12 protein-coding genes are annotated in these 11,576 nt (G+C 72.3%); 2 read left to right on the top strand and 10 right to left on the bottom strand.

The window, feature by feature from the left end; translation table 11 throughout:
- Nucleotides 1–5: 5 nt before the first annotated feature.
- The 4 genes from AB0K60_RS02645 to AB0K60_RS02630 are packed head-to-tail and all read right to left on the bottom strand — an operon-like array spanning nt 6 to nt 3,686.
- Nucleotides 6–197, bottom strand: coding sequence for a hypothetical protein (locus AB0K60_RS02645; protein ID WP_364047766.1), 192 nt, complete (start codon nt 195–197; stop codon nt 6–8).
- Nucleotides 194–2,065 carry an AMP-binding protein gene (locus AB0K60_RS02640; RefSeq protein WP_364047764.1) on the bottom strand — a complete coding sequence of 624 codons (1,872 nt, stop codon included), beginning with the start codon at nt 2,063–2,065 and terminating at the stop codon, nt 194–196. The genes AB0K60_RS02645 and AB0K60_RS02640 overlap by 4 nt, the downstream gene beginning before the upstream one ends.
- Complete coding sequence (locus tag AB0K60_RS02635) at nt 2,062–2,904, bottom strand: ABC transporter ATP-binding protein (protein WP_364047762.1); 843 nt, start codon at nt 2,902–2,904, stop codon at nt 2,062–2,064. Before AB0K60_RS02635 ends, AB0K60_RS02640 begins: the two co-directional genes overlap by 4 nt.
- The gene (locus AB0K60_RS02630; protein WP_364048149.1) at nt 2,901–3,686 is read right to left on the bottom strand and encodes an ABC transporter ATP-binding protein; all 786 of its coding nucleotides are present in this window, start codon (nt 3,684–3,686) and stop codon (nt 2,901–2,903) included. The genes AB0K60_RS02635 and AB0K60_RS02630 overlap by 4 nt, the downstream gene beginning before the upstream one ends.
- A 144-nt stretch (nt 3,687–3,830) precedes the next feature.
- Here AB0K60_RS02630 and AB0K60_RS02625 point away from each other — a divergent pair, with 144 nt between their 5' ends.
- The gene (locus AB0K60_RS02625; RefSeq protein ID WP_364047760.1) at nt 3,831–4,088 is read left to right on the top strand and encodes a UBP-type zinc finger domain-containing protein; all 258 of its coding nucleotides are present in this window, start codon (nt 3,831–3,833) and stop codon (nt 4,086–4,088) included.
- 301 nt (nt 4,089–4,389) lie between these two features.
- On the opposite strand, the gene AB0K60_RS02620 is transcribed toward AB0K60_RS02625, so the two are convergent.
- Entirely contained in the window at nt 4,390–6,321 is a 1,932-nt protein-coding gene (locus tag AB0K60_RS02620) for an ATP-dependent DNA helicase (RefSeq protein WP_364048147.1), read from the bottom strand.
- Between the two features lie 405 nt (nt 6,322–6,726).
- Here AB0K60_RS02620 and AB0K60_RS02615 point away from each other — a divergent pair, with 405 nt between their 5' ends.
- Nucleotides 6,727–7,959 carry a hypothetical protein gene (locus AB0K60_RS02615; RefSeq protein ID WP_364047758.1) on the top strand — a complete coding sequence of 411 codons (1,233 nt, stop codon included), beginning with the start codon at nt 6,727–6,729 and terminating at the stop codon, nt 7,957–7,959.
- On the opposite strand, the gene AB0K60_RS02610 is transcribed toward AB0K60_RS02615, so the two are convergent.
- From AB0K60_RS02610 to AB0K60_RS02590, 5 genes are all read right to left on the bottom strand, one after another.
- Nucleotides 7,886–8,404 carry a tetratricopeptide repeat protein gene (locus tag AB0K60_RS02610; protein ID WP_364048145.1) on the bottom strand — a complete coding sequence of 173 codons (519 nt, stop codon included), beginning with the start codon at nt 8,402–8,404 and terminating at the stop codon, nt 7,886–7,888. The genes AB0K60_RS02615 and AB0K60_RS02610 overlap by 74 nt on opposite strands.
- Nucleotides 8,405–8,440: 36 nt before the next feature.
- Nucleotides 8,441–9,247: an SGNH/GDSL hydrolase family protein gene (locus AB0K60_RS02605; RefSeq protein WP_364047756.1), complete on the bottom strand. Its 807-nt coding sequence runs from the start codon at nt 9,245–9,247 to the stop codon at nt 8,441–8,443.
- A gap of 3 nt (nt 9,248–9,250) precedes the next feature.
- Nucleotides 9,251–9,694 carry a type II 3-dehydroquinate dehydratase gene (aroQ, locus tag AB0K60_RS02600; protein ID WP_364047754.1) on the bottom strand — a complete coding sequence of 148 codons (444 nt, stop codon included), beginning with the start codon at nt 9,692–9,694 and terminating at the stop codon, nt 9,251–9,253.
- 300 nt (nt 9,695–9,994) lie between these two features.
- Nucleotides 9,995–11,074, bottom strand: a complete 1,080-nt coding sequence (gene aroB / locus AB0K60_RS02595) for a 3-dehydroquinate synthase (protein ID WP_364047752.1) — start codon at nt 11,072–11,074, stop codon at nt 9,995–9,997.
- Nucleotides 11,071–11,574, bottom strand: a complete 504-nt coding sequence (locus AB0K60_RS02590) for a shikimate kinase (protein ID WP_364047750.1) — start codon at nt 11,572–11,574, stop codon at nt 11,071–11,073. The genes aroB and AB0K60_RS02590 overlap by 4 nt, the downstream gene beginning before the upstream one ends.
- Nucleotides 11,575–11,576: the final 2 nt, after the last annotated feature.

The raw sequence follows: 11,576 nt of genomic DNA, 5'->3' as shown, positions 1-11,576 counted from the left end.
TTCCATCATTTCTCGGGCGTCGACCCGCACCAGGGTTTGGGCGCCTTCGGGGGCTCCAGCCAGTCGAGCCAGCGGTCAAGCGCCCCGGAGAGCGGGTCACGCGAGCCCTTGCCGCGACGCTTGCCCGAACGCCCGCCGAGCAGCCCGCGAAGGAGGGCGTCCTCGGGACGACCCGGCTCCTGCTGATTCCCGATCATTTGTACATCCCTTCGACGAGACCTTCGAAAAGGTTGGCGATGGCGCGGCGTTTGATCTTCTGGGTGGCGGTGAGCTCGCCGTCCTCGTGATCGAGTTCCTTGGGCAGGAACGCGAACCTCTTGATCTGCTCGACCCGGGCGAAGCGCTCGTTGACCTCGTTGACGATGCCCTGCACGAGCTCCCGCACCTCGGGCTTCTCGGACAGATCGCGATATGTCGTGTACGGCAGGCCACGCCTCCGCGCCCACACCCCCACGGTATCCAGCTCGATGCCGATGAGCGCGGTGAGATAGGGCCGGCGATCGCCGATGACGATCGCCTCCTTGATGTACGGCGAGGCCTTCAGCGCGTTCTCGATCTCGCTCGGCGCGATGTTCTTCCCGCCCGCCGTGATGACGATGTCCTTCATCCGGTCGGTGATCTTGAGGAAGCGGCCGGGCGAGCCGTCCGGGCGGGGCGGCCCGTCCACCCACTCCCCGACGTCGCCGGTGTGCAGCCAGCCGTCCTCGTCGAGCACGTCGGCGGTGGCCCGCGCGTCCCGCCAGTACCCGGCGAACGTGCCCGGATGCCGGGTGAGGATCTCCCCGGTTCCGGGGTCGATCCGCAGCTCGACCCCGTCGTGCGACTCGCCGACCGTGCCGAGCATCACCCGGCCGGGCCGGTTGCCGGTGGCGACGGCCGTGTTCTCGGTCATGCCGTACAGCTCGTGCATGGGCACGCCGATCCCCATGAAGAACTTCAGCACGTCGGGCGCGATCGGCGCGGCCCCGGAGGCGGCGTACCGCACCCGCCGCATGCCGAGCCGCTCGCGCAGCGCCCGGTAGCAGAACACCCAGCCCACGGCGTACACCAGCCGGGTCCAGGGGGTGTGCCGCCCGTGCCCGCGCACGAGCGCGTCGCCGACCCGGTCGGCCACCCGCAGCCAGAACCGGGTGATCGCCCGCTTCACCGGCGAGGCCGACTCCAGCCGGATGTTCACCCCGGCGAGCACCTTCTCCCAGATGCGCGGCACGCCGAACAGGATCGTGGGCTGCACCTCGCGCAGGTTCGCCTGCACGGTCTCGATCGACTCGGCGAAGTTCGTCTGCACGCCGGCGGCGGAGTTGAACCAGACGGTGAACGCCCGCTCGGCCACGTGGCACAGCGGCAGGTACGACAGCGCCAGGTCCCGCTCCGACGGCGGCGGCGAGGTGAAGCCGCCGCCGACCACCAGCGTGCGCACGGCGAACTCGACGTTGGCGACGGTGAGCATCGCCCCCTTGGGCGGCCCGGTGGTGCCCGAGGTGTACACCAGCGCCATCACGTCGCCGGGCTCGGTCTCGGCCATGCGCCGGGCGACCGCGTCCGGGTGCCGCTCGCGGTGCTCCGCGCCGAGGGCGAGGAAGTCGGGCCAGTGCAGCAGCTTGGGATGGTCGTAGCGCCCCTTGATCCCGCGCGGCTCGATGTAGACGATGCGCTCCAGGTCGGGGCATTCGTCCAGTACGGCCAGCGCCTTGTCGACCTGCTCCTGGTCCTCGGCGATCAGGATGCGGCTCCCCGAATGGGACAGCAGGTAGGCCACCTCGGCGGGCGGGTTGGTGGGGTAGAGGCCGACCGTCACCCCGCGCACCGCGACGATGCCGAGGTCGGAGTAGAGCCACTCGCGCCGGTTCTCCGCGTGGATCGCCACCCGGTCCCCCGGCTCGACGCCGAGGGCGAGCAGGGCGTGCCCGACCAGGAGCACCTTGTCCCAGTACTCGGCCCAGGTGACCTCCTGCCAGATGCCGTACTCCTTCTCCCGCATCGCGACCCGGTGCGGGGCGGCCCGGGCCCGGTCCCTGACCCGGGTGACGATCGTGGTCGTGGCGACGGCGGCGGTGACGGTCATCGCGCCTCCTCGGTCTGGTCGCTCTCCCCCAGGTACGCCTTGATCACCGCGGGGTCGTGCTGCACCCGCTCGGGCGTGCCGAGCGCGACCATGCGGCCGAAGTCGAGCACCATGACGCGGTCGGCCAGGTCCATCACCAGGCCCATGTCGTGTTCGACCAGCACGATCGGGATGCCGAGCTCGGCGGAGACGTCGAGGACGAAGCGCGCCATGTCCTCGGTCTCCTCCAGGTTCATGCCGGCCACCGGCTCGTCGAGCAGCAGCAGCCGCGGCTCCATCGCCAGGGCGCGGCCCAGCTCGACCCGCTTCTGGATCCCGTACGGCAGCAGCCGCACCGGGTGGCGGCGCCACGCCTCCAGCTCCAGGAAGTCGATGATGTCCTCGACCTTGGCCCGGGCGGCGAGCTCCTCCCGGCGGGCGCGGCCGAACCAGGCCACCGCGGACAGCGCGCCGTACCGGAAATGGTGGTGGCGGCCGAGCATGAGGTTGTCGAGCACGGTGAGGTTGTGGAACAGCTCGACGTTCTGGAAGGTCCGGGCCAGGCCCATGGCGGCGATCTGGTGGGGGCGCTTGGCGAGGATGTCCTCGCCGAGGAAGGTGACCCTGCCGCGCTGCGGCCGGTACACGCCGGACAGCACGTTGAAAATGGAGGTCTTGCCGGCGCCGTTGGGGCCGATGACGGCGAACAGCTCGCGCGGGCCGACCTCGAAGCTCACGCCGTCGATCGCGCGCACGCCCTCGAACGACAGCCCGACGTCCTCGACGATCAGGACCGGCTCGTCCCCGGCCGCCTCCGGGGTCCGCGGGATCCGCGGGATCCGCGTGGCCTCGGCCGTCACGACAGCCACCTCTTCCGCCGCTTGTAGTGTTTGACATCGCGGAACGACTTGACCGCGCCCTCGGCGCCGAGGCCGAGGTAGAACTCCTTGATGTCCTCGTCGGCGAGCAGCTCGGCCGCCGGACGGTCCATCACGATCTTTCCGGTCTCCATCACGTACCCGTGCTCGGCGATCGACAGCGCCATGCGGGCGTTCTGCTCGACCAGCAGCACGGTGACGCCCTGCTTGTTGATCTCCACGACGAGGTCGCGGATCTGCCGCACCAGGGCGGGCGCGAGGCCCAGGCTCGGCTCGTCGAGCAGCAGGTACCGCGGCCCGGCCATCAGCGCCCGGCCGAGCGCGAGCATCTGCTGCTCGCCGCCGGACAGGTAGCCCGCCACGCTCTCGCGCCGCTCGGCGAGCACCGGGAACAGGGTGAGGACGCGATCGAGGTTCTCGGCCAGGCGGCGGGGGGCGGTGTGCGCCCCGACGCGCAGGTTCTCCTCCACGGTGAGCTCGGCGAAGATGCGCCGCCCCTCGAAGACCTGGCTGATCCCCCGCTCGACGAGCCGCGCCGGGCTCAGCTCGTGCACCGGCTCGCCGTCGAGGGTGACCGACCCCTTGGTGATCTCGCCGTCGTGCACGTCGAGCAGCCCGGACAGCGCCCGCAGCAGCGTGGTCTTGCCCGCCCCGTTCGCGCCGAGGAGCGCCACGACGGATCCGGCCGGCACCTTCAGGCTCACGCCGCGCAGCACCAGCATCACATCGTCGTAGACGACCTCCAGGTTCCGGACTTCGAGCATCGCCACCGCCAGAGTGTGATGTCAGTCACTCCCGATGTACGCCAGCGTCCACGCTCACAACCAATGGATCAAGACGGTGCGCGGCATGGTCACCAAATCGCCACATGACTGTCCGTAATAAGATCGGTGAAAAGGGGGGCGAACATGGCTCAATGCGAACACCTGTTGGACACGACCGAGGCTCCGCCGAGCGGCGCGGAAGGCTGCGAGGAATGCCTCAAGCTGGGCGGAAGATGGGTTCACCTGCGTAAATGCACGGCATGCGGGCACATCGGATGCTGTGACTCCTCGCCGGGCCGCCACGCGACCGCGCACTTCCACGAGACCGCGCATCCGGTGATTCGGTCGTTCCAGCCCGGCGAGAGCTGGCGCTGGTGCTACGTCCACGAGACGACCGGCTGAACCGTTCACCGCGGGGCGGCCCCGCGGCGGGCGCCGCCGTCGGCCGCCCGACACCGCAACGTCGTTTAGCGGCGCCCCCGTGCCGCGCGGGGTTAACCTGAGCGTGGTGCGATCCTGGCGCTGCTCGGCCCGAACGGGGCCGAAAGACCAGGGCACGCATCCCGTCCACCCTGCCGCACCCCGACGCCGACACCGGTTCCTGCCGTACATCGGCGGCGCCTTCGCGCCCACGAGACGATGCCGGCGGCCCGCCGGGTGATCGCCGAGCACCACGGCCTACCGGTTCAGGCGGCCTACCGGTTCAGGCGGCGCTCCCGGTGAGGCGGCGCAGCGCGGCCAGCACCTTGGCCCGGTCGGTGGTGGTCCAGAACGGAGGCAGCGAGTCGCGCAGGTAGCTCCCGTACCGGGCGGTGACGAGCCGGGGGTCGAGTACGGCGACCACGCCGCGGTCGGCGGTGGAGCGCAGCAGCCGCCCGGCGCCCTGGGCGAGCAGCAGGGCGGCGTGGTTGGCCGCGACGGTCATGAAGCCGTTGCCGCCTTTGGCGGCGACGTGGCGCTGGCGGGCCGAGGCGAGCGGGTCGTCCGGGCGGGGGAAGGGGATGCGGTCGATGATCACCAGGGACAGCGAGGGGCCCGGGACGTCGACGCCCTGCCACAGCGACAGCGTGCCGAACAGGCAGGTGGCCGGGTCCTCGGCGAACTGCTTGACCAGCAGGCCGGTGGAGTCGTCGCCCTGGCACAGCAGCGGGACGTCCAGGCGCTCGCGCAGCGCCTCGGTGGCCTGGCGGGCGGCGCGCATCGAGGAGAACAGGCCGAGCGTACGACCGCCGGCCGCGTCGATCAGCTCCACCAGCTCGTCCAGGTAGACGTCGGGGAGGCCGTCGCGGCCCGGCTGGGGCAGGTGCTTGGCCACGTACAGGATGCCCGAGCGGCCGTGATCGAACGGGGAGCCGACATCGAGGGCCGACCAGCCCTCCTCGCCGAGACCCCACCGGGCGGCCATGCCGTCGAAGGTGCCGCCGAGGGCGAGCGTCGCCGAGGTGAGGATCACCGTGCGCGAGCCGAACAGCTTCTCGCGCAGCATGCCGGCCACGGTGAGCGGCGCCACCCACAGCGTGGGCGGCCTGCGGTCGCCGGCCGCCTCCAACCACACCACCTCGGCCCGGTCCACCTCGTTCTCCATGTCGAACGCGTCGAGCATGCGCTGGGCGGTGTCGTGCACGTCGTCCAGGGCGGTGAAGGCGGCCTTGCGCAGGCCCGCGTTCTCCGGCGGCTCGTCGTCACGGGCGCGCTCGGTGCGGGGGCCGAGCGCGGTCAGGCAGGCGAAGGCGGCGTCGCGGACGACGCCGAGGGTCGTGCCGAGCACCGGGGGCAGGGCGTCGACACGGCCGGGGGGCGCGGCGGCGAGCAGCGCCTTGAGGTCCTCGCCCGCCTCCTGCAGGCGGTCGCACACCGCCTGCTCGATCAGCCGGGCGCAGCGCCGTACCGCGGAGAAGACGCTCGACTCCGACAGCTCGCCGGTCACCACCGAGGTGACGCGGTCGGCGAGCTCGTGCGCCTCGTCGACGACGACCACGTCGTGCTCGGGCAGGATCGCCATGTCCTCCATGGCGTCGATGGCGAGCAGCGCGTGGTTGGTGACGACCACGTCCACGTCGGCGGCGAGCTCGCGGGCGCGTTCGGCGAAACATTCAGCGCCGTACGGGCAGCGCTGGGCGCCCAGGCACTCGCGGGCGCTGACCGAGAACTGCCGCCACGCCTGCTCGTTCACGCCCGGCACGAGCTCGTCGCGGTCGCCGGTCTCGGTGGTCTCGGCCCACTCCTGGACGCGCTGGACCATGCGGCCGGTGGCGCTCACCGTGCGCGGGTCGAACAGCTCGTCCGGCTCGTCCTCCGGCATCTCGGACGAGAGTTTGTAGCGGCACAGGTAGTTGCGGCGGCCCTTGAGGATGGCGAACCGGGGCTCGTGCGGCAGGCGGTCCGCCAGCGCCTCGGCGAGGCGGGGCAGGTCGCGGTCGACGAGCTGGCGCTGCAGGGCGATCGTCGCGGTGGAGACGACCACGGGGGTGCCGGTGGCGACCGCGTGCCTGATCGCCGGGACGAGGTAGGCCAGGGACTTGCCGGTGCCGGTGCCGGCCTGCACGGCCAGGTGCTCCTCGGTCTCGATCGCGTGCCGTACGGCCTGGGCCATCTTCACCTGGCCGGGACGCTCGGCGCCGCCCAGCGCCGCCACCGCCTCGCTCAGCAGCTCCTCGACGGCCGGAAGATCGTCGCCATCCCGCCGGTCGTCGCGGTCATCGCCGTCTTCGCCCTCGTCGTGGCTTTCGTCGTACTCGTCGCCCCAGTCGCTGCCAGAATGTAGCTCGGCGTCGCGCTCCGGGGCGGTCTCCGGCTCGGCCGCGGGACCGGGGCCGGAGTCGAGGCCGGGTGAGGGCCACGGCGAATGCTCAGGTGAGGACGCGGGCGGAAGAAGGTCGGGCACGACAGTCAACCGTACCCCGGTCGCGGCGCGCCGAAGCCGCATATCCTCTTCCTGAGAAGACGCTCTCCGACTTCTCCGGCGGATGGAGGGTCGCTCACGGTAAGGTTTTGACCGTCTAGTGGACGAATAAAGGCTGGTAATAGCACTATGAGTGCCATGTCGGAAGTTGTCCCACTACCCTCCTTCGGCGAGGTCTTCTTCGACGCCCGCGGCCAGGAGCGCGTGCTCCGGGTCACATGGCACGAGGGCACCCTCGTCCTCAGCCTCTGGCGGGGGGAGATGTGCACCGCCAGCTTCCGCATGCCGTTCCAGGACGTCGAGCGCCTCCTGGACACGCTGGAGGAGGGTTTCGCCGAGGCCGGCGGGCAGGTCGCCGAGGGGGCGGAGCACCCCGAGGAGGCGCCCCAGCCGCCTCAGCCGCAGGGCGACTATCCGGAGTACCCGGGCACCGGGCAGTACGTCCGGCCGCCGCAGGAGGGCGGCACCGGGGCGCACCACCAGCCCGGCCCCTATCCCGACGCCGGGGCATACCAGGAGCAGCCCGGCTATCCGGACGCGGGGCCGTACCAGGGCGGCGGGCCGTACCAGGAGCAGGGCCCCTACCAGGACGGCGGGGCATACCAGGAGCAGGGCCCCTATCAGGACGGCGGGGCGTACCAGGACAACCGGCCCTACCCCGAGGCCGCCCACTACGACGGCCACTCGTACCCCGAAAGCGACCCGCGGATGTCCGCGGTGCCGAGCGTGGGCCCCAACGACGTCCTCGTCGCCCGTGGCAACCCCCCGACCTCCGACAAGCTCGTGGCCTCCGGCCCGGTGCCGCCCCCGCCCGCCCCGTACGGCCCGCAGGGCGACCAGTACGGCCAGCCCGACCAGTACGGCCGGCAGCCCGAGCAGTATCCGCCGTTCCCCGGCCCGGCGGGCCAGCACGGCCAGCCCGGCCCGTACGGCGGCCCTCCAGGACAGCCGGGGCCGCACGGCCAGCACGGTGCACACGGCCAGCCGGGCCAACCGGGTCAGCCGCCCATGGAAAGCACCGACCCCTACGGCATGCCGCCCTTGGAGCAGCCCGGCGGCTACGGCAAGCAGCCCCCCGCGGTGGACCCCTCCGACCCGCTCGGCCTGGGCCAGGTCGGCAACCGGCAGAGCCGCCAGCCCGCCCCGGACTACCCGCCGTCCGACTACCAGCCCGCCCCCGAGTACGCGGGCCCGCCGGACTACCAGCAGCCCCCCGGCGGCCCCTACCAGCAGCAGGCCGATCCGCTGGCCCCCCGCCCGTACACGCCCGAGAACATGTACTCCACGGGCGAGCGCCTCAGGAGGCCGGACGAGCCGCAGCCGCCGCTGGGCGACGAACGCGACCCGCGCGAGCGCCGCCGGGAGTGGTGATCCGGCGGCCGCTCGCCGTCACCTCCATTCGCCGCCCTGCTCGGGATGCCGCAGCAGACCGAGGTGACGGCGGCGCGCCTGCATGTCCGGACGCTCCTCGCCGAACGTCCGGCGCTCGGCCTCCAAACCGCCGGGTGCTCCGCCTCGGGCCTCCTCCCACCGGCCTGTGTCCGTCCAGCAGGTCAGCTAGGTCATCGCACGCGGGGACCGGGCCCGGCATCTCCCGGCGGATCCGGATTGTCTCCCCGATCTCCGGCTCGGCCTCGTCCCACCGGCCCATGTCCTCCAGCAGGTCCGCCACGTCATCGCACGCGGAGACCGTGCCGGGAGAATCCTCGCCCGGCACCTTCCGGCGCATCCGGACCGCCTCCCCGATCTCCGGATCGGCCTCGTCCCACCGCTGCAGGTCGCGCAGGGCGAGCACCCGGTTGCGCCTGCTGAGCAGGGTGAGCCGGGGCGCGACGAAGTATGACGCTTACATTCAGCGCTCGTAGGGTTCGAGAAGGGGGCGTTTGGGGGTCAGGCCGTCGCCGGAGGATCTGCCGCGCAGGCGGCGGCCGATCCACGGGGCCAGGTGCTCGCGGATCCAGCGGATGTCCTCGCGGCGTTTGGCGCGGGGGTCGATGGGCTCGCGCGGGGGCCAGGGGGCGCGCCAGTCGTCCTCGCAGTCGACGCCGAGGACGTCCATGACGCGGGCGGCGACGCGGCGGTGGCCTTCGGCGTTGAGGTGCAGGCGGTCCTCGCTCCAGGCGCGCCAGTCGCGCAGGCTCTGCATCGACCACAGATCGACGAGGCGGCAGCCGTACAGGTCGGCGATGGAACGCACGTGCAGGTAGAAGGTGGCGAACTTGCCGCGCAGCTGCCGCATGATCGGGGTGTCGCGGACGTCGACGCCGGTGAACATGAGCACGTCGGCTCCGGTGCCGCGCAGGTCCCGTACGGCGGCGGCGACCCGTTTGGCCATGCGGTCGGGGTCGCTGCCGGGGCGCAGCAGGTCGTTGCCGCCCGCGCAGAAGCTGATGAGGTCGGGCTTCATCGACACCGCGACCGGGACCTGGTCGCGGACGATCTGCTCGATGAGCTTGCCGCGCACGGCGAGGTTGGCGTAGCGGAAGCCGGGCTCCAGGTCGGCGAGGCGTTCGGCCACCCGGTCCGCCCAGCCGCGGAACGCGCCGTCCTTGCCGGGGTCGTTCAGGCCCTCGGTGAAGCTGTCGCCGACGGCGACGAAGCCGCGGTAGCGGCGGGCGTGGGAGGCCGGGCCGCCGGGGGTCACGTCGATGTCGGGCATCGGTCAGTCCCCGTTCCGCAGGGCCTCGGCGATCGCGTGCAGGGCGAGCACGTAGGAGTACAGGCCGAACCCGGCGATCGTGCCGGTGGCGACGCCCGCGACCACCGAGGTGTGGCGGAACTCCTCGCGGGCCGCCGGGTTGCTGATGTGCACCTCCACGAGCGGGGCGGTGCGCTGGGCGAGCGCGTCCCGCAGCGCGTAGGAGTAGTGGGTGAACGCGGCCGGGTTCAGCACGATCGGGATCTTGCCGTCGGCGGCCTCGTGCACCCAGCCGACCAGCTCGGCCTCGTCGTCGGTCTGCCGTACCTCGACCGAGAGGCCGAGTTCGCGGCCAATGGACCGGCACAGCTCGACGAGGTCCTCGAAGGTGGCCGAACCGTACACGTCGGGCTCTCTACTGCCGAGCCTGCCCAGATTGGGACCGTTAAGCACAAAGACCGGCTTCACCGATCACTCCTCCGCCGCCATCGCGAACTCATTCGCCGCCTACCGCTCCTGCCGGTCGGCCGACCCATCGTCGCGGCCGACCCATCGCCCGCCCGTCCGGCAACCGTCCACCGCCCTGCCGACCGTCCGACACCCTTGAGCCACCGACCGCCGCCATGCGGAAGGCCCGCCAGCCATGACGACCGTCCGGCACCCTTGAGCCACCGACCGCCGTCGTGCGGATGGCGGGCCAGCCATGACGACCGTCCGCCATCGGTGCCGGTCGTCCGCCGTGCGCGCACGTCCGTGGGCCGCCGTCCGTCATCCGCCGGTCACGGCCGCGAAGGCCGCCTCCAGCAGGTCTTCCGGCGGGTTCACCAGGCGGGAGACCTGTGCCACCCCGTCGAGGACCACGAAGCGGGACGTGGCCCCGCGGTTCTTCTTGTCCACGCGCATGTGGTCGCGCAACTGCGGCCACGCGTCCCGCCGGTAGGTGACCGGCAGGCCGACCGAGGTCAGGATGGACCGGGTGCGCTCCACCAGGTCCGCGCCGACGCGGCCGTCCAGGTGGGACAGCGCGGCGGCGAACACCATGCCGATCGCGACGGCGTCGCCGTGCCGCATGCCGTAGTCCTCGACGCGCTCGATCGCGTGCGCCAGCGTGTGGCCGTAGTTGAGGATCTCGCGCAGGCCCGCCTCGCGCAGGTCGGCGCCCACGACCTCGGCCTTTACGCGGATCTTGCGCTCGATCAGCTCGCGGGTGTGCCGTCCGTCGGGGGTACGCGCGCCCTGCGGATCCTCCTCGATCCGGGCGAGGATCTCCGGGTCGGCGATGAAGCCGCCCTTGATCACCTCGGCGAGGCCGCTGACGTAGTCCGGGCGCGGCACGGTGGCCAGCGTCCGCAGGTCGCAGAGCACCCCGGCGGGCGGGTAGAAGGAGCCGACGAGGTTCTTGCCCTCGGCGGTGTTGATGCCGGTCTTGCCGCCGACCGCCGCGTCCACCATGGCCAGCAGCGTCGTGGGCACCAGCACGACCTTGACGCCGCGCAGCCACGTGGCGGCGACGAACCCGGCCAGGTCGGTGGTGGCCCCGCCGCCGACGCCGACGACCGCGTCCGAGCGGGTCACCCCGTGGCGTCCCAGCGCCGACCACAGCTCGGCGGCCACGTGCACGGACTTGGCCTGCTCGCCGTCTGGCACCGGCAGCGCCACGACCTCGTACCCGGCCTCGCCCAGGGCCTCGTGTACGCTCCGGGCGATGTCCGGCAGGGTCTCCGGGTGGATCAGCGCGACCGTGCGCACGCCCGCGCCGAGCAGCGACGGCAGCTCGCCGAGCACTCCGCCGCCCACGACCACGTCGTACGGCTCCGCCCCGCGGACGGTGATCCTCGTCGCCGTCATGCCTCGATCTCCTTGAGGATGTCGTCGGCGACCTGGTCCGGCTCGCGGCCCTCGGTGGACACGCGCACGGTGGCGAGCCGCTCGTAGATGGGGCGCCGTTCCTCCATGAGGCGGCGCAGCTGGCTGCGCGGGTTGAGCACGAGCAGCGGGCGGGCCGAGCCGAGGCCGACCCTGCGGACCGCGTCGGACAGGCCGACCTCCAGGTAGACGACGGTGTGCCCGGCGAGCCGCCGCTGCGTCTCGGGGCGCAGGATCGCGCCGCCGCCGAGGGCGAGGACGCCGTCGTGGGCGACGAGCGCCAGCCGTACGGCCTCGGCCTCCAGGTCGCGGAAGCGCTCCTCGCCGTCCTCGACGAAGATGTCGGAGACGGTCTTGCCGGCGGTCGCCTCGATGTCGGCGTCGGTGTCGCGGAACTCCGCGCCGAGCCGCTCGGCGAGCAGCCTGCCGATCGTCGTCTTGCCGGATCCGGGCGCGCCGATCAGCACGACTCGCGGGCTCATAT

Origin of the sequence: Thermopolyspora sp. NPDC052614 (genome assembly GCF_040678635.1) — a bacterium.
Lineage (GTDB): Bacteria > Actinomycetota > Actinomycetes > Streptosporangiales > Streptosporangiaceae > Thermopolyspora.
The sequence above is the reverse complement of the archived record's forward strand: the minus strand, read 5'-3'. Positions and strand labels throughout refer to the sequence as shown.